Annotated in this window: 23 protein-coding genes; 13 read left to right on the forward strand and 10 right to left on the reverse strand. The window is 68.5% G+C overall.

What is annotated here, in order from left to right:
• Positions 1-27: 27 nt before the first annotated feature.
• On the forward strand, positions 28-771 hold the full coding sequence (locus MRBLWH7_RS06070) for a hypothetical protein (RefSeq protein ID WP_342000175.1): 744 nt from the start codon (positions 28-30) through the stop codon (positions 769-771).
• A 39-nt stretch (positions 772-810) separates the two neighbouring features.
• Here MRBLWH7_RS06070 and MRBLWH7_RS06075 read toward each other — a convergent pair whose 3' ends face one another.
• The 9 genes from MRBLWH7_RS06075 to MRBLWH7_RS06115 form a co-directional block, all read right to left on the reverse strand.
• Positions 811-1,596 (reverse strand): SDR family NAD(P)-dependent oxidoreductase, encoded by a 786-nt coding sequence (locus MRBLWH7_RS06075; RefSeq protein WP_342000177.1) that lies wholly within the window; start codon positions 1,594-1,596, stop codon positions 811-813.
• Between the two features lie 67 nt (positions 1,597-1,663).
• Positions 1,664-2,119, reverse strand: a complete 456-nt coding sequence (locus MRBLWH7_RS06080) for a YbhB/YbcL family Raf kinase inhibitor-like protein (protein WP_342000179.1) — start codon at positions 2,117-2,119, stop codon at positions 1,664-1,666.
• On the reverse strand, positions 2,094-5,063 hold the full coding sequence (locus tag MRBLWH7_RS06085) for an FAD-binding and (Fe-S)-binding domain-containing protein (protein ID WP_342000181.1): 2,970 nt from the start codon (positions 5,061-5,063) through the stop codon (positions 2,094-2,096). Before MRBLWH7_RS06085 ends, MRBLWH7_RS06080 begins: the two co-directional genes overlap by 26 nt.
• Before the next feature lie 60 nt (positions 5,064-5,123).
• Positions 5,124-6,098: an MBL fold metallo-hydrolase gene (locus MRBLWH7_RS06090; RefSeq protein WP_342000183.1), complete on the reverse strand. Its 975-nt coding sequence runs from the start codon at positions 6,096-6,098 to the stop codon at positions 5,124-5,126.
• A 27-nt stretch (positions 6,099-6,125) separates the two neighbouring features.
• Positions 6,126-7,217, reverse strand: a complete 1,092-nt coding sequence (locus MRBLWH7_RS06095) for an LLM class flavin-dependent oxidoreductase (protein ID WP_342000187.1) — start codon at positions 7,215-7,217, stop codon at positions 6,126-6,128.
• Positions 7,217-7,945 (reverse strand): ABC transporter ATP-binding protein, encoded by a 729-nt coding sequence (locus MRBLWH7_RS06100; RefSeq protein ID WP_342000191.1) that lies wholly within the window; start codon positions 7,943-7,945, stop codon positions 7,217-7,219. Before MRBLWH7_RS06100 ends, MRBLWH7_RS06095 begins: the two co-directional genes overlap by 1 nt.
• On the reverse strand, positions 7,942-9,792 hold the full coding sequence (locus tag MRBLWH7_RS06105) for an ATP-binding cassette domain-containing protein (RefSeq protein WP_342000194.1): 1,851 nt from the start codon (positions 9,790-9,792) through the stop codon (positions 7,942-7,944). The genes MRBLWH7_RS06100 and MRBLWH7_RS06105 overlap by 4 nt, the downstream gene beginning before the upstream one ends.
• Positions 9,793-9,797: 5 nt before the next feature.
• Positions 9,798-10,658, reverse strand: a complete 861-nt coding sequence (locus MRBLWH7_RS06110) for a branched-chain amino acid ABC transporter permease (RefSeq protein WP_342000207.1) — start codon at positions 10,656-10,658, stop codon at positions 9,798-9,800.
• Between the two features lie 83 nt (positions 10,659-10,741).
• Positions 10,742-11,836: an ABC transporter substrate-binding protein gene (locus MRBLWH7_RS06115; protein ID WP_342000211.1), complete on the reverse strand. Its 1,095-nt coding sequence runs from the start codon at positions 11,834-11,836 to the stop codon at positions 10,742-10,744.
• A 596-nt stretch (positions 11,837-12,432) separates the two neighbouring features.
• Between MRBLWH7_RS06115 and MRBLWH7_RS06120 the strand changes: the two genes are divergently transcribed.
• Both MRBLWH7_RS06120 and MRBLWH7_RS06125 read left to right on the forward strand, forming a co-directional pair.
• Positions 12,433-13,176, forward strand: a complete 744-nt coding sequence (locus tag MRBLWH7_RS06120; protein WP_342001940.1) for an aldolase/citrate lyase family protein — start codon at positions 12,433-12,435, stop codon at positions 13,174-13,176.
• An 84-nt stretch (positions 13,177-13,260) separates the two neighbouring features.
• Positions 13,261-13,731: a MarR family winged helix-turn-helix transcriptional regulator gene (locus MRBLWH7_RS06125; protein ID WP_342000213.1), complete on the forward strand. Its 471-nt coding sequence runs from the start codon at positions 13,261-13,263 to the stop codon at positions 13,729-13,731.
• A gap of 3 nt (positions 13,732-13,734) precedes the next feature.
• On the opposite strand, the gene MRBLWH7_RS06130 is transcribed toward MRBLWH7_RS06125, so the two are convergent.
• On the reverse strand, positions 13,735-14,541 hold the full coding sequence (locus tag MRBLWH7_RS06130) for an IclR family transcriptional regulator (protein WP_342000215.1): 807 nt from the start codon (positions 14,539-14,541) through the stop codon (positions 13,735-13,737).
• On the opposite strand from MRBLWH7_RS06130, the gene MRBLWH7_RS06135 reads away from it, so the two are divergent.
• The 10 genes from MRBLWH7_RS06135 (at position 14,540) to MRBLWH7_RS06180 (ending at position 23,702) form a co-directional block, all read left to right on the forward strand.
• On the forward strand, positions 14,540-15,400 hold the full coding sequence (locus tag MRBLWH7_RS06135) for an SDR family oxidoreductase (RefSeq protein ID WP_342000217.1): 861 nt from the start codon (positions 14,540-14,542) through the stop codon (positions 15,398-15,400). The two genes, MRBLWH7_RS06130 and MRBLWH7_RS06135, sit on opposite strands and share 2 nt — an antisense overlap.
• A gap of 85 nt (positions 15,401-15,485) precedes the next feature.
• Entirely contained in the window at positions 15,486-17,123 is a 1,638-nt protein-coding gene (locus MRBLWH7_RS06140) for an AMP-binding protein (protein WP_342000219.1), read from the forward strand.
• Positions 17,120-18,250: a citramalate synthase gene (locus MRBLWH7_RS06145; RefSeq protein WP_342000222.1), complete on the forward strand. Its 1,131-nt coding sequence runs from the start codon at positions 17,120-17,122 to the stop codon at positions 18,248-18,250. The genes MRBLWH7_RS06140 and MRBLWH7_RS06145 overlap by 4 nt, the downstream gene beginning before the upstream one ends.
• Entirely contained in the window at positions 18,247-19,380 is a 1,134-nt protein-coding gene (locus MRBLWH7_RS06150; protein WP_342000223.1) for a CoA transferase, read from the forward strand. Before MRBLWH7_RS06145 ends, MRBLWH7_RS06150 begins: the two co-directional genes overlap by 4 nt.
• Positions 19,377-20,180, forward strand: a complete 804-nt coding sequence (locus MRBLWH7_RS06155) for an enoyl-CoA hydratase-related protein (RefSeq protein ID WP_342000226.1) — start codon at positions 19,377-19,379, stop codon at positions 20,178-20,180. The genes MRBLWH7_RS06150 and MRBLWH7_RS06155 overlap by 4 nt, the downstream gene beginning before the upstream one ends.
• A gap of 20 nt (positions 20,181-20,200) precedes the next feature.
• Positions 20,201-21,376: an acyl-CoA dehydrogenase family protein gene (locus MRBLWH7_RS06160; protein ID WP_342000229.1), complete on the forward strand. Its 1,176-nt coding sequence runs from the start codon at positions 20,201-20,203 to the stop codon at positions 21,374-21,376.
• 2 nt (positions 21,377-21,378) lie between these two features.
• Positions 21,379-21,759 carry a MaoC family dehydratase N-terminal domain-containing protein gene (locus tag MRBLWH7_RS06165; RefSeq protein WP_342000233.1) on the forward strand — a complete coding sequence of 127 codons (381 nt, stop codon included), beginning with the start codon at positions 21,379-21,381 and terminating at the stop codon, positions 21,757-21,759.
• Positions 21,756-22,136 carry a MaoC family dehydratase gene (locus tag MRBLWH7_RS06170; RefSeq protein WP_342000235.1) on the forward strand — a complete coding sequence of 127 codons (381 nt, stop codon included), beginning with the start codon at positions 21,756-21,758 and terminating at the stop codon, positions 22,134-22,136. The genes MRBLWH7_RS06165 and MRBLWH7_RS06170 overlap by 4 nt, the downstream gene beginning before the upstream one ends.
• Positions 22,133-23,299, forward strand: coding sequence for an acetyl-CoA acetyltransferase (locus tag MRBLWH7_RS06175; protein ID WP_342000238.1), 1,167 nt, complete (start codon positions 22,133-22,135; stop codon positions 23,297-23,299). Before MRBLWH7_RS06170 ends, MRBLWH7_RS06175 begins: the two co-directional genes overlap by 4 nt.
• Positions 23,292-23,702: a Zn-ribbon domain-containing OB-fold protein gene (locus MRBLWH7_RS06180; RefSeq protein ID WP_342000240.1), complete on the forward strand. Its 411-nt coding sequence runs from the start codon at positions 23,292-23,294 to the stop codon at positions 23,700-23,702. Before MRBLWH7_RS06175 ends, MRBLWH7_RS06180 begins: the two co-directional genes overlap by 8 nt.
• Positions 23,703-23,706 lie beyond the last annotated feature (4 nt).

The following is a 23,706-nucleotide window of genomic DNA, read 5'->3' on the forward strand; positions in this document are numbered from 1 at the left end:
GTCCGCCCCGCGGAAGGATGGGAACTCATGTCGGTCTCCCCGTCGTACGTCGCCCTGCCTACCACCGGCCCCCTCTCGTCTGCCCTCGGCCATGCCTTGATCACCATGGCCGAGACGACGACCGAGGCGTCCGACCGGTACACGCAGTTCTACGAAGGCGACCATTTCGTCCCCGTCGCGATGAGCAGTCCGTGGTTCTTCGCCGGAAGGCGGTGGGAGGGATCTCCGGGCTACACCGCCCAGCAGGGACTGGCAGCCACGGCCTCGGCCGGCCGGTGGTTCCTGGGCGTGTACCTGATCGTCGAGGGCCGGCTCGACGACGCCAAGTCCTGGATCATGAGTGCGACGAACCGGGCGAACGATGAGGGGCGGTCCTTCGCGGACCGGACACCGCTCATGACCGGGTTCGCCGACTTCGTGGGCTCTCGCCGCAAGCCCGATTTCCCCACGGACGAGTATGCGCTGATGGACCCCACGAAGGCGCTGTCGGTCGAGGTGGTCATCGACCGTGACGGCCAGGGGGCAGGATGGCTTCTCGATCGCGCGGAGTCGGTGGTCCGCGACGTGGAGAGCGTGTCCGCGGTCCACATCTTCGGCGACCAGACCCCCGACGGCGAGGCGCGCTTCACGCTGCTGTGGTTCCTCGACTCCGACGCCGAGGCGCACGCGCCCTCGACGGCGGAGGTGGAGCGCATGGAAGCGGCCGGCTACCCCGTGCAGGTGCTGGCGGCGCTCACGCCCCGCCGCATGGGTGTCGCCGCGGCCGGGTAGTCCTGCGCCGGCCGTGGGCCGGGCGCCTGCACGCGGTGATCAGAGCGCGAGGTAGCCTCCGTCCACGGGCAGCGCCACGCCATGGATGTTGGACGCCGCGTCGGAGGCGAGGAAGAGCACCACCGCTGCCGCTTCCGACGGATCCGCCACCCGGCGCGTGGGATACACGCGATCGACATGCTCCTGCCACTCGTCAGGCGTGAAGCGGCTGATGAACTCGTTAAGGATCTCCGTCCGGTGGGCGCCGGGGCAGATCGCGTTCACGCGCACGCCGTGTCGCGCGTAGTCGACCGCTGCGGCCTTCGTGAGGCCGATGACCGCCGCCATCGCGGCGCAGTACTCGGCATTGCCCGCCATGCCCACGACACCGGCGATCGAGGACATATTGATGATCGCGCCGCCCCCCGACTCGACCATCGCCGGGATCGCGTACTTCATACCGAGGAAAACGCCCTTAGCGTGGATGCCGATGGTCCGGTCGAAGGATTCCTCATCGACCGCAGCCAGCGGGCGGCCCTGACCGCTGTTGCCGGCGTTGTTGAACAGCACGTCCACCCCGCCCCATTCCCGCGTCGCGCGGTCGACCATGCTGCGCACCGAACCGGCGCTGAGCACGTCCACCTGCTGACCCTCGATGCTCCCGGGGAGGCCAGCGGCCAGCTCGCGGGTGCGCTCCAGCGGCTGACTGCGCCGCCCGCCGACGAGCACTCGGGCGCCGCGCGCGGCGAAGGCGAGAGCCGTCGCCTGTCCGACACCAGTCCCTCCGCCCGTGATGAGCACCCGTTTGCCCTGGAACGCACCCGTGGAGAAGACATCATCGGCCATAGGCAGATCCTCGCGGGCCGGCGCCGCCGCGTGCGCAAGCCGCTCATCGGGCGGGACGCGACGGTCGCTACCCTCGCGAGTAGGTCGCCACCAGGCGCGCCTGCTCGATCACGTGCGATGCGTACTGGGCGAGAAACTCGGCACGGGACGGCTCCCCACTGACCGATCGGTCGAGCGCATAGAGCCAGAAGTAGTAGTGATGCTTCCCATGCCCGACGGGAGGACGAGGGCCGAACCATTCGCGTTTTCCGGCGTCGTTCTGGCCGGTCCGAAACGGCAGGTCGTCCCCGAGGAGTCCGGCACGGGCGGGTATCCCATAGCAGGTCCAGTGCGAGTAGCCGAACGGCAGCGGGGCGTCAGGGTCATGCATGATGAGCGCGAGCTCGACGGCGCCACTCGGGACACCTCGGATACTCAGCCGCGGCACCGCGTTGTCGAAATAGGCGGTGAAGCGGTCGGGGAATCGACCGCCCCCGGGCAGATCAAGGCTGGTCAATTCAAGATCCCGGATGTTGAGCGCCACGACTCGTCCTCTCCTCATGCCGTCGCCGCCCTCGGCGCCGGACCGATTTCGTCTCGTTCAAATAGCCCGGCGGGTCGAGGATCTCCGCGAGATGCCAGCCGCGTCGAGCCGGCTCGAGCTGCTGAACCTGCATGGAGCAGCTGAAGCCGTCGGTGAGGACGGGCGTCTCGGGTCCGGTCCGGTTCAGAGCAGGGATGAGCGCCTGCGCCGCCACTGCCATCGACACGTCGTAGTGGGCGGCCTCGAAGCCGAAGTTTCCCGCGACGCCGCAGCATCCTGTCGCCTCACGGACGATCGTGACACCCACGGCCTCGAGGGCGGCCCGCTGCACGCCTGCGCCGAACACCGCGTACTCGTGGCAGTGGGTCTGCACCGTGACCTCGGACGCGACGTGCGCGGGCCTCCAACCCTGCGTCGTCCAGTCGGTCACGGCCTCGGCGAAGCTCCGGATACGAGCTGCCACGCGCTGCGCCGCCGCGGTGCCGACCAGCTCGGGCCCGTCCTTACGCAGGGCCGCTGCGCAGCTGGGTTCGATCACGACGATCGGACGGTCGGTTCCGTCGTCCAGCCTGTCGATCGCGGTCCGCAGCAGCCGCTGGGCTGTGCTGAGCTGACCCGTCGAGATGTACGTGAGCCCGCAGCAGGCGTCTGCCTCGCACGACACCGTGTGCCCGGCATCCGACACGACCCGCGCCGCCGCTCCCGCCACCTCGGGGCGGAATCCCCTGGTAAAAGAGTCGACGAAGAGGACGACATCCCCGTCCGTTCGCTTCGTGCCGTGCACCCCGAGCGCCTGTCGCAGACTGCGCCGTGAGGCGAAGGAGGGCAGGCGCCGGAGTGGGCTCAGTCCCCCGGCACGGAGGAGGACTCGACGTAGCGGAGTCCTCAGCACGGCGTTGACCACCGGGCTGATGTGCACAGTGAACCGCAGCCACAGCGGCAGCCATCCGAGAGAGTAGTGCGACATGGGGCGGATCCTGCCGGCGTAGTAGTGCGAGAAGAACTCGGACTTGTACGTCGACATGTCGACGCCGGCCGGACAGTCGGTGGAGCACGCCTTGCACGAGAGGCAGAGGTCGAGCGCTCCTCGCACCTCCTCTGACCGCCACCCGGACTCGGCGCCCCGCGCCCCCCGGACCATGTCCTGGAGCACTCGCGAACGGCCTCGGGTCGAGTCGGTCTCTTCATGCGTGGCCCGGAAGCTCGGGCACATCACACCGCCGGTGTCCGAGCGGCACCGGCCCACGCCGATGCAGGACTGCACCGCATGGACCCACGGGTCAATGTCGTCCGGCGCACCGGCAGCCGGCTTCAGGTCGAAGTGCGTGCGCCACGCACGATCCGGAACGTCCGCGAGAGCCAGGTCGGCGTCGAACGGGGCGGGGTCGACGATCGAGCCGGGATTGAGCAGGCCGAGACCATCCCACAGCGCGCGGAACCGCCGGAACGAGTTCATCATCGAGGCGGAGTACATCACAGGGAGCAGCTCCGACCGCGCACGGCCGTCGCCGTGCTCACCCGAGAGCGAGCCGCCATGCCGCACCACTAGGCGCGCGGCATCGTGAGTGAAAGCCCGGAACACCTCCCGCCCGGACTCGGTCCGCAGGTCGTACGAGATCCGGATGTGCATGCAACCGGCACCGAAGTGGCCGTACATGATGCCCGTGAGACCGTGCGCCTCCAGGAGTCCACGGAAGTCGGCCAGATAGTCAGCCAGGTTCTCAGGCGCGACAGCGGAGTCCTCCCATCCGGCCATGGTCTCCCCGCCGCGCGCCGGTCTTGACGAGAGACCGGCGCCATCCTCGCGCACGCGCCACAGCGCTGCCCGGTCGGAAGGATCGCTCACCAGGAGCCCCTCCCGCATCCGTCCCATCGTCTGCAGCCGGCTCAGGAGCCGCTCCGCCTCCGCGACGACCGACGCTCTGTCCTTCCCGTCCAGATCCACGTAAAGGAACGCCTTGCCCGCGGGCATCCCAACGACACTCTGCGGCCCTCGGCGCATGCGCATCGTCTCAACGATGTCCTCGTCGATCCCCTCGACCGCGGCGGGCCGGAACGTCAGGATCTCCGGGATGTCGCGCGCGGCGTCGACGACGTCGGCGTAGCCGAGGCAGACGAGTAGCGCGCTCGCCGGTCTGGGCACCAGTTTCATGCGCGCCCGCACGACGACGGCGCATGTGCCCTCGGAGCCGACCAGCGCCCTTGCTGCGTCGAAGCCGTTCTCCGGCAGCAGGTGCGCGAGGTGGTAGCCGGAAACCTGTCGCGGGATGCGGCCGAGCTCCAGTCGAAATTCCGCGAGGTTGCCGAGGGCCAGGTCTCGCAGGCCGTTCTCCAACTCCTCTGCGCGGCGGAGCGAGTACTCGTCGTCAGCGCGAGTCGCGCGGATTCCGCCGGCGGACGCAGTCAGCGCGGCCCCGTCGGACGTGACCACGTCGAGTTCGATCACGTGGTCGGTCGTTCGCCCGTACCGGACCGAGTGGTTCCCGCAGGCGTCGTTGCCGATCGCGCCCCCGACTGTCGCACGGTTGCGCGACGACGGATCGGGGGCGAACGTCGCCGCCCCGCCGCTCGCATCCTCGACTGCACGGGTCAGGTCGGACAGCACCACCCCGGGGTCGACGTCCGCGAGCATGGCGTCCGTGTCGATGCGGTGGATGCGCGTCATATACCGGGACACATCCATGACGACTCCCGCGCCGACCGCGTTCCCCGCCATCGACGTCCCGCCGCCCCGCGTCACCAGGCTGGTTCCTGTGGAGCGACATGCGGCGATGACCCCACGCACCTGCTCGGGGTCCCGGGGGTACACGACGACAAGCGGGGGGACTCGGTAGTTGGACGCGTCATACGAGTACGCCGCGAGCGTCGCGCCCGAGCGGTCGACGATGACGCCGGTCGCCTCCAGCAGATCCAGCAGCGCCGTGCGCTCTCGCGTCAGACTCACCTGTTCTCCGATCTCAGCCGGCGCGCTCGATCCCCGTTGCCCCGAGATGGTCCGCACGGGTCAGTGCGACCCGGCCCGTACTCGCGTCATATGCATCTCGGTCTGCGCGAGGGCAGCCACCAGCCGGGGGCCGACGAGGGTGCTCAGGCCCGCGGTCCACGGGATGCGCTGTGCGGTCCCCCACACCGAATCAGCGGGTCTGTCGCGCATCGCCCGGGCGACCGCTCGAGTGCGGGCCTCATGGTGCTCTGCGATTTGGGCGCTGCGCTCCGCCAGGCCCGTGAAGCGATACCCGTGCCCGGGGCTGACGACGAGGTGGTCGTAGCGAACCGTCTTCCGCAGTGAATCCAGATAGCAGTCGAGAGGATTCTCACCGTCGCCCACCCAGTGCCCGATGCCGGGATTCACGATCGGCAGCACATGATCTCCCGAGAAGAAGAGACCCGAGCCCTCCTCGACGAGGCACACGTGCCCCGCCGTGTGGCCGGGCGTGTCGACGACCACGACCTCCCGACCGGGTATGGGCAGGACATCGCCCTCCTCGACCCGCACGTCCACGTGGATATCGGCTGCGCGCATACTCGATTGCGAGACACGAGCGCGAAGCTCGCCGCGCGACTTGTCGGGCACTCCCCACCTGGCAAGCGCGCCCTCGTCGGGGAATGCGACGTTCTCCTTCAACTGGCGCGCCTCTCGGGCACCCATGACGGTGGCGGCTCCATGATCGCGGAGGCGGTGCGCCATCCCCAGATGATCGAGGTGCAGGTGCGTGACGATGCAGGACCGCACTGATCCTCGGTCGCGACCGATGTCGGTCAGGAAATCCGTGAGGATGCGGACGTTATCCTCCGAGTCTGCACCGGGGTCGATAAGGTGGATGCCCCGCTCGGCGTCTTCGAGGACATAGCAAAGCGTGAAGCGCACGGACCCGTTCGGGAAGTCGATCGGAAGGGGAAGGCACCAGGTGCGCTCATCGATCCGCTCCGGCATGGGAAGCTCTCCGCGCATCGCGGCCTCTTCGCGGCTGCGGGTCACGGCGGAGTGGGACGCGCGCATACGGCCTCAGCTCCGGGATTCCCGCGCCGCGGGCCTGACCTGCTGATCGCCGTCGGCGCCGGACAGCGTGGACGCGGCGTCGTCGGCGACTCCCGCGCGCCATCGGTCGAAGAAGCCGACGAGGTCCGGCTGGGCGTAGCCGCCCCACAGGTTCGAGACGCCATCGGCGACGAGAGTGCGGAGGCGATCGCGCACCTCGTCTGGGCGACCCATCACGCCGAACTGCTCGAGGAGATAGTCCCGCAACCCGAGCTCCTTGATCAGCGCCGCATTCGGATTCTCCAGCTCGCCATCCGCATGGTGCACGTAGGAATAGCGCTGCGCCAGTTCTGTGAACGCCCCACGCAGCGAATCGGGGATGACGCTTCGCCCTCCACCCTTGACCAAGAGGTTGCCGGCGACCGCCAGAACCGAGCCCGACGCGTCGGCGGCGAGATCGCCCGACTCGGCGACGTCCAGGCAGACGTAGTGCCAGACCTCGATCTCTGAGGGATCCCTGCCCACGGAACGGGCGCCGAGGGCGATGTGCTCCGCCGCGAACTCGCGCGACCGCTCCCCCACCCCGAGCCCGACGACGACGCCGTCGGCCACCCGGCCCGCGGCCTGCAGAGATCTCGGTCCGTGCGCCGACATGAGGATCGGAATCCGTCCGCCCGACCACCACTGGAGCCGTGCGGTCTCGCCGCGATACTCGGCCCGCCCCGTCTCGTGCATGCTGCGGATGGCCAGGATGCATTCCTCGAGCTCGGCGAGTGTTGTCGACCGCGCTCCGGAGTTGCGCAGGGCACTGTCCCCCGTGCCGATGCCGAGCACGGCGCGGCCGCCGGAGAACTCGTGCAGGCTGGCGATCGCAGAGGCAGTGACAGTGGGATGCCGGGTCACCGGGTTCGTCACGCCCGGACCGAACAAAATCGACGTCGTTGCCGCGGCGATCATCGTCAGTGTCGTGTAGAGCTCCCGGGCGGTCGACTGCATGTCCCCGACGCGGAGGGCGCTGAACCCGGCACTCTCAGCTGCCTGGGCTACCGTGCCGATGTCGCGCAGCGCAGTGGCCGGAAGGTTCACGCTCACCCGCGCAGTGGTCCGCCCGGCGGTCATCAGACGGCGCCAAGGATCATCGATGCGATCGCGTCCGCCGACACCTCACTCGCCGGAGCATTGAGCACGACGCGACCCTGGTCGATCACCACGATGTCGTCCGCGTTGCCGTTGAGGACCTCGTCGATCTGCTGCTCGACAAGCAGGATCGCTAGGCCGGACTTCTTCAGGCTCGCGATGACCTCGAAGACCTGCTCGACCGCCACTGGCGACAGGCCAGAGGACGGCTCGTCGATCAGCAGTACGTCGGGCTCGCGGCAGACAGCAGTGGCTATGCTGAGCATCTGCTGCTGCCCGCCGCTCAGCTCGGCCCCGAGCTGCGTGCGACGCTCGGCGAGGACCGGGAAATTCTCCCACGTCTTCTCCAGCAGCTCCGCGTGCCGGCCCCGCCCGCTGCCGCCCGGAAGGGAGACGATGAGATTCTCCTGCACAGTCAGGTTGCGGAACACCCGCTTGCCCTCCTGCACGAGGCCGATCCCCATCCCCACGCGCTTCCACGGCTTCTTGCGGGTGACGTCGGTGCCGCGGAACGTTACCGAGCCCGACTTCACGGGGAGCAGTCCGAGCAGGCCGGACAGGAGGGTCGTCTTCCCTGCGCCGTTCCGGCCGAGGAGGGCGGTCGTGCGGCCCGGGGAGACTTCGATGTCGGCGCCCCATACGGCGATCAGGTCCCCGTAGCCGAGGCGGAGGTCCTTCGCGACGAGGATCGGTTCCGTCTGGGTGCTCACGTCGTCACATCCTCTGGGGTAGCGGTGTCGGCCGCGCCGTGGCGGCTTCCGAGGTAGCTCGCGATCACGGCCGGGTTCGATCGGATCGCGGCCGGTGTCCCAGTGGCGAGAGTCGCGCCGAGCTCCATCACGTAGACGTCGTCGGCGAGGCCGAGGACGAACGAGATGTTGTGCTCGATCAGCACGATGGTGGCGCCGGCGTCCCGCAGGCGCAGGAGCAGGTCGCGCAGCTCTCCCAGAGCATCGTCGTCCATGCCGGCGGCGGGCTCGTCGAGGAGGAGCACCTTGGGCCTGCCGGCCACCGCCCTCACCACCTCGAGGAGGCGACGGGTGCTCAGCGGAAGGCTGGACGCCACCGACTCGGCGCGGTCGGACAGCCCGACGATGTCGAGTGCCCCCAGAGCGACGGCGGTGTCGTGACGCCGGGTTCGCCAGAACCGGGGCAGTCGCAGGATCGATGAGACCATCATCAGCCTGCCGTCGATCATCGCTCCGGAGCGGGCGACCTCGAGCACGGACATCGTCTCGGGGATGAGCGGTGTCTGGAACGTCCGCCCGACCCCCGACCGGGCTCTCTCGGCCGGTCGCTGAGCGGTGATCTCGACGTCCTCGATCTCGACGCGGCCTTCATCGAGGGTGATCACACCCGACACGGCGTTCAAGAGGGTGGTCTTACCCGCTCCGTTGGCGCCGATAAGGCCGGTGATCCGGCCGGGCTGCGCCTCGAAGTCGACGCCGCGCAGCGCCTTGACCGCACCGAACGCCCGGCTGGCGCCACTCACCGTGAGCCGCTTCCCCGCGATGCTCGCGAGCAGTTCGTCGCGTGCCGCCGCCGCAGCGCCCGAGGAGAGGGTCGCCGCCGCACCCCAGCGCGCCCTGGCACGACTGCGGACCCATTCGAGCCCCTTGCGCCCCCACCCGGCCAGCCCGATCGCGAAGACCGTGCCCACCAGTAGGAGGAAGACGCCGTAGACGAGCATCGAGTATCGCTGGAACTCCTGCGAGCTCAGCGGTCCGAGGACGAGAAGGGTCGCTCCGATCGCCGCGCCGTAAATGCTCTGCGCTCCGCCGACGACCGCCGCGGCGAGCACGGCGACCGACAGCGTGAGCGTGAAGGAAGACGGACCGACGTAGCCGGTGATGTAGGCGAAGAGCGCGCCGGCCACGCCGGCCGGGATGCCGGCGATGAGGTAGGCGCTCAGTCGCAGGCGCAGCGACGACTGGCCCAGAGAAGCCGCCAGGACGGGACTCTTCTTGAGCACGAGGAGCGCGGTCCCGTAGCGCGAGAGCACGAGGTTGCGGAAGATCATGATCCAGATCGCCGTGATCAGCACGCAGAACACGAAGAACGCATCCGGATCGGCCAGGCTGATCCCGAAGATGGTGGGAGCGGTGATCCCGAAGAGGCCCGTGTATCCGCCCGTGTACTCCTCGAATGCGACCGCCAGAGGCGGAACCAGCATCACGAGGAAGAACGTGGCAAGCCCGAGAGACAGGTGCGACAGCCTCAGTCCCGGCAGGCCGGTGATGAGGCCGATCACGGCGGACATGAGAATGACCACGACGAGGATGACGGCGAAGTCCTTCTGCCCGGCCTGGGCGAGGAGCGCCGTGGCATAAGCCCCGAACGCCATCATCGCGACCTGGCCCAGGATCACCTCGCCCGCATATCCGAAGGCGAGGCTCAGTCCGCTCACCATGAGGGTGTAGACGGTGATCAGCATGATCTGACGCTGAACGCCACCGCCCATGCCCAACGACGGCAGGAGGAGGATGAATATCAGCACGACGAGCGGGATTACCCAGCCGAAACGTGCCAGCGGACTGGCTTTGAGGAAGCTGCGCATGAGTATCACACCAATCGCATTCGCCGGTCGCCGAACAGACCCGTTGGCTTGAACAGGAGAACCGCGAGCAGGAGGACGAACAGGACGAGAAGAGGGAAGCTGGAGCCGAGGTAGCGCTCGGTGAGCGCCTGGACGAGGCCGACGACGAGCCCCCCGATCCAGCACCCGAGGTAGCTCCCAAAGCCGCCGATGGTGAGCGCGACGAAGCCGAAGATGACGAGCGTCGAGCCCAGGCTGAACACCACGGACACCTTCGGTGCGACGACGAAACCGAGCGCGCCGCCGATGGCGCCAGCAATGATGAAGCCGTTGACGGTGAGACGGGACACGTTGATACCGCGGGATGCCGCCGCCTGCTGGTCGCTCGTGACGGCTCGGCCCATGAGGCCCCATCGCGTGCGCTGCTGAATCCACGTGCCGGCAGCGGTGAGGATGATCGCGATGCCGATGAGCCACACGTCGACGACGGTGAGAGTGCCTCCGGCGATGTGAATGATCGAGTCCGGCATGAAAAACGGCACGGTGCGCGGGTCGCCGCCCCAGATGGCATAGACGACACCCTCGACGACCACGCCGAATCCGACGGTCGTGACCAAAGCTGCCCAGCCGGTCTTGTCCGACAAGGGTCGGATGGCCAGCAGCTCGGTTAGGTACCCGAGAAGGCCGCCCACGACCGCGCCGGCGGGAATCGCCAAGAGGGGTGAGAACCCCGCCTGGGTGACGACGAGGCTGACGAATGTCCCGGCCATCAGGTACTGCGCGGTCGCGAAGCTGAAGATGCCGGACGACGCGATCGTGATGTTGTAGAGCATCGCGGTGATGGCATAGAGCGATCCGATCGCGATCCCGGCGAAGAGTACGGTCATCGTGTCCTCATCGTTGTTGGAAGCGGGCGGGTGCCGCAGCGTTGCTGCTGTATCGCTACGGCACCCGATGTTGCGTGTCCCGTCTAGGGGGTTACCATCCCGTCGACGAGGGGTCCCGCCGGGGTGTACTCGAAGAACTCCGGTGTCCACGCGTAGTTGGCGTGAGTCTCGGTGTCGTACTCGAACGTCGGCGGCCCAATCCACCACTTCGAGATGGAGTCCGGGATCGGCTCTCCCTTGAGGCCCTCAAGCGCTGCGACCAGGTCTGCCACTTCATCGCTGTCGCTCGCCTCGTAGGCGGCCTTGATCGCGAGAATCGCCTCGGTGCCTGAAATCTGGCTCGTGAAACCGTTCTCGATGGGGCCGTAGTCCTCGATGTACCGGGACTGGATCGACTCGAACGCCTCGCCGTCCGTCCACTCACTGGGGTAGATCCCGTAAAGGCCGGTCTGCACGAAGAGGTTGTTCCAGTCCTCCGGCTTCGAGATCACGCCGAGGTCCTGGGAGGCGAACCCGCCGCCCTCGCCGTACGAGACGACATCCCATCCGATCTTCGTCCGCGCTGCGAGGATCGCCGTAGCGACCGCTCCGGTCCCGTTGATGATGAGTGCATCGGGATCCTCCGCGCGCACCGCCTCCAGTGCCGCCGTGGCGTCGACGGACGTCGTCGGCACGAATCCGCTGACGACGTCGAGGTCGTACTCCCCTGCCACCTCAGTGAATCCGTCGACGGCACTGCGACCGCTTTCATCGTCCGCGGCGATGTAGCCGACCTTCTCGTATCCCTCGTCGGCCATCTTCTTGGCGAGGGCCTCCACGATCACCGGGTTCGGGATCGCCACCTGAAAGGTGTAAGGGAAGTTGGCCACGTTCGTGACCTCCGGGCTCACCGACGTCGAGGTGGAGAAGATCTCCGCCTGCGTCGTGATTGGGGCGAGAGCGAGCGCCTCGAAGCTGTACTGACCCGCGAAGATGGCGTCGGGCGCGTCATTGCTGGAGAGGTAGGTCTGAAGGTTGTTGACGGCCTGGGCCGCGTCCCCTGCACTGTCGACGAACGTCAGGTTCACCTGACGGCCGTCGATGCCGCCGTCCTCGTTGATCAGATCGACGATCGTGCGCACACCATTGGACTGCGGGATACCGCCGGTCGCTGCGAGCGGGCCGCTCTGGGACGACACGACGACGAGTTCGAACGCACCATCTCCGCCGTCGGTCGGCGTTTCGCCGCCTCCCTGTGAAGCGCAGCTTCCTAGCATTACGGCGGACGTCACGACAGCGACGGATGCGAGCGCGCGCCGCCGCACATCTCCATGTCCGCGCCGAATCTTGTTTGCTGTCAACGGAATCACCTCTCTGTGATCGACTCTCGGGTTCTCTGACCGGCAGCTGTGTCGGCTGGATTGACTGCCTGCCGCTGGCGGATGCCCAGAGTCAACGCCCCACGCACGCAGTCGACGCGCAAGCGTCCCATTCCATGAGACTCGCACCGCCGGCGGCAGGTGTGAGACCGGCTGCCCGAGCAGGTTTCGAGCCGCGTGCGAGCTCCAGCGTCCCGCGGAATGAGACTGGTTCGGCCTTGCGGCGGACGCGGCCGGAGACTCGGATGCACGGCTTGAGCGCGGCTCAGGCATGAGGAGGGAAACAGCGTGGTTTCTTCACGAGACGAGCCGACCCCGCCGATCGAACGGACCGGATTCAACCTGGAGGACCGCGAGTCGTGACGAGCAGATTGCGAAAGAAGCTGGACGATGGCGCCCCCGCCCTCGGTGTGATTGTGGGACTGCCGTCCCCGGCGGTGGTCGAGTATGTGGCCGTCGCCGGATACGATTTCGCCGTCGTCGACACGGAGCACGGCGCGATCTCCGCTGAGACGGTCGAGCACATGATTCGCGCGGGCAACGCCTTCGGGCTCGACGTCGTCGTCCGCGTCGGGGCGAACGACCGCGCTCCGATCCAGGTGGCTCTCGATGCCGGAGCGGCCGGAGTTCAGATCCCGATGGTCGAATCCCGCGAGCAGGCTGAACGGGCGGTGCGCTTCGCGCGGTACGCGCCCTACGGCAGCCGGGGCCTCGCCGGCAACCGCGCCGCCGCCTACGCGCCGATGAACGCAGAGCTGATGGCAGACGCGAACAGCTCGGTCATCGTGATCGCGCAGATCGAGACGGTGGCGGGCAAGGCGGTTGCGGCGGAGATCGCTGCGGTCCCTGGGGTCGACGTGGTCTTCGTGGGACCGACCGATCTGTCCCAGTCGATGGGCTATCCCGGCGCCATCGAATCGTCGGAGGTCAATGCAGCGATTGATGAGATCGCTGCGGCGGCAGCGCGCGATTCGATACTGGGAACGCTCGCTCGCTCCCCCGGGAGTGCTGGATCGTTCCTGGAGCGCGGGTTCCAAGTCATCGAAGTCGCCGCCAATTCGCTTATCCTTCGCGCTCTGAAGGACTACATCGAGCCGATTCGCGGCCTGCATGGCGCGAGCGTGCCGCTCCCCGAGCTCGACGCGTCGTCGTCTCGCTGACGTCCGCATCATCTTCGACGCCCCTTCGCGACCCGGGCAATAGTTGCCGTTGGCAAGTATATCGTTCCGATGCAGACTGATTGGGTGACCGCGCAACCCCTCCATCACGGCAACCCGCTGGCGACGACCCTGTACGACATCGTGCGTGTCCTTCAGTCGCACGAGATCAGCCAGCTCGTCGGTGACCTGCAGGGGACGCCCTTGTCGGCATCTTCGGTGCGGGCGCTCTGGTTCCTCGGCCGCGGCTCCGACCCCACGCAGTCGGAACTCGCGCGCGAGATGGGGGTGAGCGATCCGACGGCTAGCAAGCTGCTCGGACGGCTGGAGGAACTCGGCCTGGTGCGGAGGGTGCGCGGCAGCGATCGCCGGACCCGACGAGTCGCCCTGACGACGGCGGGAGTCGCCGCGGCGCGCGCGGTGTACGAGTCCGGCGATCAACTCCTAGACAGCGCGCTCGGCGAGCTCAGGCCCGACGCCGTCGCGCGACTGATCGACCAGCTCGAAGTGCTCCGGGCCGGACTCCGCGCCCAGCTCCCGGGCGGCGACCTCTCCTGATTCTCAGTCCGTGAGCGGGCTGGCCGACTCGCCGCGGGTCTGCCGCTCGAGCATGGCCAGACCGTAGTTCCGTGACAGGCTCCGGGCGTTCTCGAGGACGACTGGGGCGGCGCGCTCGAGCGACTTCAGATCGGGGAATCCGGTGACCGAGATTGCTGCCAGCGGCTTTCCCGCGAAGTCGAGGATCGGTGCCGCGACGCAGAAATTGATGTTGTTCGACTCGTGCACGTCGAAGGCGACCTGACGTCGGCGCACCTCTGCCAGATGAGCACGGAAGCGTCCAGGGTCCGTGATCGTGTTGGGTCCGCGCGGGTCCAGGCCCTTCTCGATCACCTTCTCCGCGATCGAAGGCGGGCCCATCGCGAGCAGGATCTTCCCGAGCGCCGTGCAGTGCGCAGGGAGCCGGCTGCCGATCCCCGAAGACATGCGGGCGTCGCGCTTCGCGTGCAGACGGTCGACGTAGACCACCTCTGTCCCGTCGAGCACGGCGAGGTTCACGACCTGCCGGGTGAGCTCGAGGAGGCGGCCGAGGTAGGGCAGCGCGATCTCCGAGAGACTGGCCGATCGCGCGGCGCGATTGCCGATCTCGAAGATGGCGAGGCCCAGTTCGTAGCCTTCGTTTGTCCGTCGGAGGAGCCCCAGTTCGATGAGCTCGTTGGCGATGCGGTGGGTCGTCGACCGAGGGATGCCGGTGCGCTCGGCGAGCTGGTTGAGAGTCAGGAAGTCCTCACGAAGCCGGAAGGCGTCGAGGATGGCGAACCCCCTCCCGAGCACCGATTTCGCCGTCGATTCGCTCTCCTCCACCGCCATGGTGCACATCATACGTCCGCCCGCCAGGTGGGACGGCCAGGCCGCCACGCACCCGCTCGTCCTAGTGTCGTCGGCGACGGAGGAGGTCGAGATGGCCGATCGGCTGGCGGGAAAGGTGGCGCTCATCAGCGGCGCCGCACGTGGGATGGGGGCCGCCTTCGCGCGTGCAATGGTCGCCGAGGGCGCGTACGTCGTCGTCGCCGACGTGCTCGACGCCGCCTGTCGCGAGCTCGCGTCCGAGCTGGGCGCGAGAGCGAGGTTCGCGGCACTCGACGTGCGGGAGAGCGCGCAGTGGGACGCCGCGGTCGCCGTTGCCGTCGCCGAGTTCGGCGGGCTCAGTGTGCTCGTGAACAACGCCGGCATCATCCGCAGCGCCGCGACGGCGGACACGACGGATGCCGACTGGGACGACGTGCTCGCGATCAACCTGACCGGCGCGTTCCGTGGCATCCGCGCTTCCCTTCCCGCGCTGACCCGATCCGCGCCGAGCTCGATCGTCAACATCTCCTCCACCGCCGGAATGAAGGGGATGGCGCGGATCCCGGCGTACACGGCCTCGAAGTTCGGACTCCGAGGTCTCACCAAGTCCCTGGCGGTCGAGCTCGGCACGACCGGAGTTCGGGTTAACTCCGTTCATCCGGGGAACATCCGCACCGACATGCTCACCCGCACCGGGCCCTTCCCGCTCGTGCCGGCCGGCCGCGCCGGCACCGCCGAAGAGGTCGCTAGGGTCGTCGTCTTCCTGGCGAGCGACGAGAGCTCCTTCGTCACCGGCGCGGAGTACGCGGTCGACGGCGGAGAGACAGCCGGAGTCGCCGGCGATCAGCGAGACGAGCGCCCCCGCCATCCCGAAGAGTGAGACAATCAACCCCTCGCGCCCCGTCTCCGCGCACAGTGGTTTCAGGGCGCGGTCGCGCCCCCACGATCGATTGAAGAGTGACAGCGTGGTTGCTGAATCCGCACCGTTCGACCCGACGCGCGAGGTCCGATACGACCTCGAGTTCGCGAACATCCCCGACGTCCTGAGGCGCCGGGCGCATGACATGCCCGACAAGGTCGCCGTCATCGACGAGGGCTCCGAGTACACCTACGGACAGGTCTGGGACCTGGTCCGCCGGGCAGCGGGCGGCTTCCGGGACCTCGGCCTCGAAAAGGGCGACCGGTTCGCCGTGATGCTGGAGAATCGCCTGGAATGGATCGTGGGTGTCCTCGGCGGACTGGTGAACGGCGGGATCCTCGTTCCGATCAGCACCCGATTCGTGGGCGCCGAGGTGCGGCTCCTCCTCGAGCTGAGCGGTGCGCGCGTAATGCTGACCTCGTGCGACGGCGCACGGGACTACCACCGTCTGATCTGCGACGACCTGGGTACCGCGCCCGTGGAGAGGGTCGTCGTCGTCGGCGCGAGTTCCTCCGGCGAGATCACGAGCTGGGACGACCTCCTCGCGAACCCGCTCGGCGCTGCCGAGCTCGACGCCCTCGTCGACGGCATCACGGGCGACGACATCTCCGACATCATGTTCACCTCGGGGACGACGGGCACTCCGAAGGGCGTCGTCGCCCGGCACGGCCAGAGCGTCCGCGCCCACGGCCAGCTGATCACGTCGGCGGGCTATCGGGGCGACGATCGCGTCGTGGTGATCCCGCCCTTCTTCCACACCTGGGGCTACAAGTCGGGATGGCTCGGGTGCATGCTGCTCGGCAGCACGTCGATCCCGGTCAGGCGCCACGATGCCGTCTCGACCATGGCGCTCATCGAGCGATTCGGCGCCACCGCACTCCCCGGGCCGCCGACCGTCTTCCACGACATCCTCGACTCACCGGAGCGCGGCGACTACGACCTCACGAGTCTCCGACTCGCATTCCCGGCGGCAACGACCGTGCCCGCCTCGCTGGTGCTGCGCATCCGGAACGAGCTGGGCATCGCGCTCGTGACGACGGCCTACGGCCTGACCGAGACCATGGCCACGGTGACCGCGAACAATCCGACCGACACGGTCGAGCGGATCACCGAGACGGTCGGCCGACCGATCCCCGGCTGCGAGGTGAGGATCGTCGACGTCGCGACGAACGCCGTCGTGGGCCCCGGTGAGACCGGCGAGATCGAGGTGCGCGGATTCAACGTCACCTCCGGCTACTGGGACAACCCCGCAGCGACGCAGGAGCTGTTCGACGGCCAGTGGGCGCGGAGCGGCGACATCGGGACGATGGACGCCGACGGCTACGTCCGCGTCACGGATCGCAAGAAGGACATGTTCATCATGGGCGGATTCAACGCGTATCCCGCGGAGATCGAGCACGTGCTCAGCGAGTATCCGGGGCTCCAGCGCGTGTCTGTGATCGGCGTCCCCGACGAACGCTCCGGCGAGGTCGGTGCGGCGTTCGTCGTCCCGAGGCCCGGTGCCGTCATTGACGAGGCTGCCGTGATCGCCTGGTCGCGGGAGCGGATGGCGAACTTCAAGGTCCCGCGGTACGTGCACGTCGTCGACGACCTGGTCTACAACGCGAGCGGGAAGGTCCTCAAGGGAGCGCTCCGCGAGCAGCATCGGCGCATCGTCGAGCCGTCGCCGGGAGTCCTGTCATGACCGCCGGCGGCCTGCCGCGCGTGGTCATCGTCGAGGAGGGGATGCGCGATGGCCTGCAGATCGAGTCGAGCGACGTCACCGTCGACGAGCGCGTGCGCCTCCTCGACACCCTGTCTCGGTCGGGGCTCCAGCGCATCGTGGTGGGCGCATTCGTCAGCCCTCGATGGAGCCCGTCGATGGCCGGCACCGACGAGGTGATCCGGAGGATGCACGTCGAGCCGGGCGTGGAGTACACCGCGCTCGCCCTCAACGCGAAGGGCGTCGAGCTGCAGCAGGAGTTCATCCCGCCGCTCACCCGCAAGAACGCGGCACGCACGATCGTCCACGCCTGCGACGTCTTCGTCCAGCGCAACACCAACCGCGATCAGGCAGCGGAGATCGCGGCGTGGCCGGGCGTCATCGGCCGCGCGGTCCGCGCCGGCGCCGAGACGGCGACGATCGCCCTCAACGCCGGATTCGGCTCGAACTGGCTGGGCGATTTCTCCCACGAGGAGCGGATGAGCTACCTCGAGCGTCAGCACGATCTCTGGACGGCCGCAGGCGTCGAGGTCGACACCGTGTGGCTCGGCGACCCGATGGGGTGGAACACGCCGGGGATCGCGACCGAGATGATCTCGGCGATCCGCGCGCGCTGGCCCGCGGTGCGCACGTTCCACTTCCACCTGCACAATCAGCGCGGGGCGGCGATCGTAACCGCCTACGCGGCGATCATGAGCCTGGGCGCGGAGCACACGGCGGTCTTCGACACCGCCATCGGCGGGATCGGCGGATGCCCCTACTGCGGCAACGGGCGAGCCACCGGCATGATCCCCACAGAGGACTTCGTCGACATGCTCGAGGAGATGGGCATCGACACCGGCGTGGACCGGGCCGTGCTCATCGAGGCCGCACGGCTACTGTCTGAGATCCTCGGGCGGCAGGTTCCGGGCAAACTCAGCCAGGCCGGACCGCGACCTCGCGGAGCGGACCTCTACCCGATGGACATGCCGTTCGTCGAGACCTTCGCCGAGGCATCCCACTTCGTCGACGGCCCCGCCGCCTACGCGCACCAGCGCTCCCCCTGGCCGGAGCCCATCCACAGCGATGCCCGGGACGCCGTCGAGTCGACACTGAGGAGCGCGGAGTGAGCGGCGCGCTGGAGGGCGTGCGGGTCGTCGACGTGACCAGCAACGTGGCCGGCCCGTTCGCGACGCACATCCTCGCCGCCCTGGGCGCCGAGGTCGTGAAGGTCGAGCGTCCCCACACCGGTGACGACACCCGCGGCTGGGGGCCCCCGTTCTGGGACGAGGTGGGCCTCACCTTCCTCGACCTGAACCGCCGCAAGGAGAGCGTCGAACTGGACCTGAAAGATGCCGCCGACCGCGAGCGCCTCCTCGATCTCATCGCCTCGGCCGACGTGCTGGTGCAGAACCTCCGCCCGCAGAGCCTCGCACGCGCAGGCTTCGGCCCCGACGAGATGACCGCGCGATTCCCGCGGCTCGTCTACTGCGACATCTCTGGCTTCGGCTTCACCGGACCACTCGCCGACAGCCCGGCTTTCGATCCGCTGATGCAGGCGTACTCCGGCCTGATGTCCATCACAGGGCACGATGACGCGGCACCCGCGCGCATCCCGGTCTCGATGCTCGACAAGGGAGCGGGGATGTGGGCTGCGATCGGCGTGCTGGCCGCGCTGCGCGACCGGGAGACCACCGGGCGCGGTCAGGTCGTCCGCACGTCCCTGCTCGAGACGGCGTTCGGCTTCCAGGCCGTCCAGGCGATGAGCTACCTGGCGACCGACGTCGTGCCGACCCGGCTCGGATCCGGGACCACCGGGATCGCACCGTACGAGGCCTTCCCCACGCTCGACGGGCACGTGGTCATCGCCGCCGCGAACGACCGACTGTTCCGCGGTGTCTGCGCCGCCCTCGACCGCAGCGATCTCGCGACCGAACCCCGGTACGCGTCCAATGCGCAGCGCTTCGCCGCGCGCGCTGAGCTGCGTGACGCGCTGACGGAGCTTACGAAGGTGCTCAGCACCGCAGACCTCATGGAGCGGCTCGGGGCGCACAGCGTCCCCGCCCACCCGGTGAACACGATCGCCGACGCGGTGACCAGCCCTCAGGTCGACGCGATGCGCCTGTTCCAGCCCGTCGACGGGATGGCCGACGGCGTCGTCGCGATGCGGCTCCCGGTGACCTTCGACGGCGAGCTCGACAGTCCCGCCACCGCCCCGCCGACACTCGGCGGCACGACTCGGAAGGAGACCGGTCGATGACCGAATCGACGGATGCCGGCACGGACGGGCTTGTCTACGAGGTACGCAACCGCGTCGCGTGGCTGACACTCGACCGGCCCCACCGGCTCAACGCGCTCAGCACGAAGCTCTCCGCCGACATCGCTGCCGCGGCGGCGGAGGCGACCGAGGACCCGGATGTCTGGGCCGTCGTGATCCGCGGAGCGGGCGGCCGATCCTTCTCGGTCGGGAAGGACCTCAAGGAGCTCAACCAGAACGACGTCACGGGGCGCCCGCCGGCGACGCCGATGATCGGCTCGGCCCGCAACAACATCTTCGAGTCCGTCCTGGAGATCCCGAAGCCGGTCATCGCCTCCATCGACGGGTACTGCCTCGCCGGAGGGTTCGAGCTCGCGCTGGCCTGCGACATCCGCATTGCATCGGAGCCTTCGACGTTCGGCATGCCCGAGTCCCGTATCGGAATGGGCGGCAACTTCGCGTCGGTCGTGCTCCCGCGGATCATCCCGCGTGCGATCGCCGCGGAGATGCTCTACTTCAGCCGGCGGATCGACGCGCGGCGCGCCGAGCAGATCGGCCTCGTCAACCACGTCGTCCCGGCGGAGGAGATCGCCGCGTACACCGATGCGTTCGTGGCCGAACTCATGACGTACGCCCCCCTGTCGCTGCGGCGGTACAAGGAGATGATGACGAAGGGCTGGGAGCTGCCCATCCCGACCGCACTCCGCCTCAACGTCGGTCCGAACCCCTACACCTCCGCCGATCGCGTCGAGGGCGTCTTGGCGTTCCTCGAGAAGCGCCCGCCCGTCTGGCGCGCCGAATAGACCTCCCGAAAGGATCATCCATGCTCGACTTCGACGACTCCATCTACCTCGACGAGGACCTGCTCGCCATCCGCGAGGCCATCACCGAGCTCTGCGCCCGCTTCCCGATGCAGTACTGGATCGACAAGGACACCGCGGGCACCTACCCGGAGGAGTTCGTGGATGCGCTGCAGGAGGGCGGCTGGCTCTCCGTCCTCATCCCGGAGGAGTACGGTGGTGGCGGCATGGGCGTGCGCGCCGCGGCGGTCATCCTGGAGACCATCAACCGCTGCGGCGGAAGCGCGAACCAGGTGCACGCGCAGATGTACACCATGACGATGGTCGTTCGGCACGGGTCCGAGGAGCTCAAGCAGCGACTGCTCCCGCGAATCGCGTCGGGCGAGCTGCGCATGCAGGCGTTCGGGCTCACCGAGCCCGACGCAGGCTCCGACACGACCAAGATGCGCACGCGGGCCGTCCGCGACGGCGACCACTATGTCCTCAACGGCGGCAAGATCTACAGCTCACGCTTCTTCCACTCCGACATCTACCTCGTGATGGCGCGGACGACGCCGCTCGAAGACGTTCAGAAGAAGATCGACGGGATCAGCGCCTTCGTCGTCGACATCAAGGACGCCGGCGACGCCTTGCGCGCGACCGCCATCGACACGATGCTCAACCACGAGACCGCGCAGGTCTTCATCGACAACCTACGGATCCCCGCCGAGAACCTGATCGGCGAGGAGGGCAAGGGCTACCGCTACCTGATGAGCGGTCTGAACGCGGAGCGCATCATCGTCGCCTCGGAGCACGTCGGCTCGGCGTTCTGGTTCCTCGACCGCGCCACGGAGTACGCGAATGAGCGCGTCGTCTTCGATCGTCCGATCGGCCAGAACCAGGGCGTGCAGTTCCCGCTCGCCAAGGCCTACCTCGACACCTCGGCCGCCTCCCTGTTCCGCTGGCACGCCGCAGCGCTCTTCGACACCGGGGCGCAGGCCGGATTCGAGGCCACCGCCGCGAAGTACCTCTCGTCGCAGGCGCAGTGGGCGGCGGCAAACGCCGCCATGGACACCTTCGGCGGCGCCGGCCTCACGACCGAGTACGGCATCGAGCGGAAGTTCCGCGAGGCGCGGCTGTCGATGGTAGCGCCGGTGAGCAACAACCTCGTACTGAGCTACGTCGCGACGCAGCAGCTCCAGCTTCCGCGGTCCTACTGACAATGGCCGACGTCCTCTTCGACGAGATCGAGGTCGGCACGGTCCTGCCGTCTCGGACCTATACGATCGAGGCCGGCGAGGTCGCGGCGTACCGCGCCTCGCTGGGCCTCGCGGAGGGCGACGACGTCCCGCCCACCTTCTGCGTGCTGCTGCTGCGGGAGATGCGGACACTGCTTCCGGCGCCCCCTGGCGGCATCCATGCGGAGCAGCGGTTCGATTTCCACTCGCCGCTTCGCATCGGCGACAGGATCGTGGTGACCTCGACCGTGACGGAGAAGTACATCCGCAACGAAAGGCGGAACGTGGTGATCACGACCGACTTCGCCCGCGAGGGCGGCGACCTCGCGATCCGGGGAGTGGCCAGGAGGATCTGGGCACGATGAGCGAGCCGATCCATCAGGAGTTCGAGATCACGAGGGAGCAGGTGACTCGCTACGCCGACGTCGCCGTCGACCACAACCCCCTCCACCTGGACGACGAGTTCGCGCGCGAGCGAGGGTTTCCCGGAGCGATCGCCCACGGGCTCCTCACGCTCGGGCTGATCTCGTCGGCGCTGGAGGCATCCTTCGGATCCGCGTGGACTAGCGGCGGGAGGATCGAGGCCCGCTTCTCCGCGCCGGTTCCGGTGGGCGCGCGAGTTCGGGTGGATGCTGCGCCCATCGACTCATCCGAGGCCTCGGAGCTGCACTACTCTCTCGAGGCCCGCGTAGCGGACGCGATCGTCGTGAAGGCGACCGTGTCGGTTCCGGTGACATCGTGACGGACGGTCGCAGGGCGGTCATCGTCGGCGTCGCCGACGCGCCGCTGACGGACGGCCGGGTCGCGCCCGAGCAGACCGTCCTCCAGATCCTGGCGACGACGGGAGCCGCGGCCCTCGCCACGGCTGGCCTGTCGTGGCAGGACGTCGACGGCCTTGCCACCACCGGCGCGTGGGGGCTGTCGGGGGTCGGACAGTGGCCGACGCTCACGCTGGCGGAGTATCTGCGGCTCGCGCCGACCTGGATGGACTCCACCGCACTCGGAGGCTCGTCATTCGAGGTGCATGTCGCCCACGCCGCGGCCGCGATCGAGCGCGGCGACTGCGAGACCGTCGTCATCACCTATGCCAGCACCCAGCGCAGTCAGCGCAGCCGGAGTCTCGGCGGCCGGCCGCCCGAGCTGAGCGCGCAGTACGAAACGATCTGGGGGCTGCTGTCCCCCGCAGGCAGCTACGCTCTCGCGGCCCAGCGTCATATGCACGAGTTCGGCACCACCTCGGAGCACCTCGCCGCGGTCGCCGTCGCCGCGCACCAGTGGGCGGCTCTCACTCCGGGAGCCACGACCGGTGCGATCACGATGGACGAGGCGATGTCGAGCCCGCTGCTGAGCGACCCGCTGCGGAAAGTGGACTGCTGCCTCGTCACTGACGGCGGCGGCGCCATTGTGCTCACGACCGCGGAGCGCGCCCGCGATCTCGACGCGACCCCCATCGCCGTGAGCGGGACAGGCTCGGTGATGACGCACCAGTTCATCAGTCAGATGCCGGACCTCGCCAGATCGACGGCGGGGGTCAGCGCGGGCCGCGCGCTGGCCGCGGCAGGTCTGAGCATCGACGACATGGACGTCGTCGAGGTCTACGACTCCTTCACGATCTCGGTACTGCTCGCCCTCGAGGCTCTCGGAGTGTGCGCCCCGGGCGAGGCCGGACCGCTCGCCCTGAGCGGGGGTCTCGGCCCCGGCGGCGATCGTCCCGTGAACACCAACGGCGGCGGGCTGGCCCATTCCCATCCGGGCATGTACGGCATCTTCCTGCTGATCGAGGCGTATCGGCAGCTCACCGGGCAGGCTGGCGTCCGTCAGCTCCCTCGCGCCGAGACGGCGATCGTCAACGGGACCGGCGGCGTGCTCTCCAGCAACGGAACGGTGGTGCTCACCCGTGCCTGAATACCCGATCCGCCCGCTCCCGATCGTCGACGCGGAGTCCGCGCCGTTCTGGGCCGCGCTGCGCGAGCACCGGTACAGCGCCCAGCGCTGCCACGCGTGCGGGACGATCTACCTGTACCCCCGCGTGCTGTGCCCCGAGTGCCATTCCCCCGACGTCGGTTGGGTGGCGCTGGGCGGAGGCGGCGAGATCTACTCGTTCACGGTCTCCCGCAGACCCGCCGCACCTGGGTTCGCCTCACTCGTCCCCCTCGTGGTCGCCCTGATCATGCTGGACGAGGGGCCGCGGGTCATGTCGAACATCGTCCGAGCCGACCCGGAAGGGATCCGCATCGGGGCGCGCGTCGAACTGGAGTACCTCGACGTCACCGAAGAGATCACGCTGCCGGTGTTCCGGCTGGCCTGAGCAG

Origin of the sequence: Microbacterium sp. LWH7-1.2 (genome assembly GCF_038397755.1) — a bacterium.
In the GTDB taxonomy this organism is placed as follows: domain Bacteria; phylum Actinomycetota; class Actinomycetes; order Actinomycetales; family Microbacteriaceae; genus Microbacterium.

Coding starts and splice junctions, on each gene's coding strand:
- MRBLWH7_RS06135 (WP_342000217.1), top strand. CDS start 14,540: ATGGTGCACATCATACGTCCGCCCGCCAGGTGGGACGGCCAGGCCGCC.
- MRBLWH7_RS06095 (WP_342000187.1), bottom strand. CDS start 7,217: ATGACCGCCGGGCGGACCACTGCGCGGGTGAGCGTGAACCTTCCGGCC.
- MRBLWH7_RS06165 (WP_342000233.1), top strand. CDS start 21,379: ATGGCCGACGTCCTCTTCGACGAGATCGAGGTCGGCACGGTCCTGCCG.
- MRBLWH7_RS06155 (WP_342000226.1), top strand. CDS start 19,377: ATGACCGAATCGACGGATGCCGGCACGGACGGGCTTGTCTACGAGGTA.
- MRBLWH7_RS06075 (WP_342000177.1), bottom strand. CDS start 1,596: ATGGCCGATGATGTCTTCTCCACGGGTGCGTTCCAGGGCAAACGGGTG.
- MRBLWH7_RS06160 (WP_342000229.1), top strand. CDS start 20,201: ATGCTCGACTTCGACGACTCCATCTACCTCGACGAGGACCTGCTCGCC.
- MRBLWH7_RS06170 (WP_342000235.1), top strand. CDS start 21,756: ATGAGCGAGCCGATCCATCAGGAGTTCGAGATCACGAGGGAGCAGGTG.
- MRBLWH7_RS06130 (WP_342000215.1), bottom strand. CDS start 14,541: ATGGCGGTGGAGGAGAGCGAATCGACGGCGAAATCGGTGCTCGGGAGG.
- MRBLWH7_RS06105 (WP_342000194.1), bottom strand. CDS start 9,792: ATGCGCAGCTTCCTCAAAGCCAGTCCGCTGGCACGTTTCGGCTGGGTA.
- MRBLWH7_RS06145 (WP_342000222.1), top strand. CDS start 17,120: ATGACCGCCGGCGGCCTGCCGCGCGTGGTCATCGTCGAGGAGGGGATG.
- MRBLWH7_RS06110 (WP_342000207.1), bottom strand. CDS start 10,658: ATGACCGTACTCTTCGCCGGGATCGCGATCGGATCGCTCTATGCCATC.
- MRBLWH7_RS06070 (WP_342000175.1), top strand. CDS start 28: ATGTCGGTCTCCCCGTCGTACGTCGCCCTGCCTACCACCGGCCCCCTC.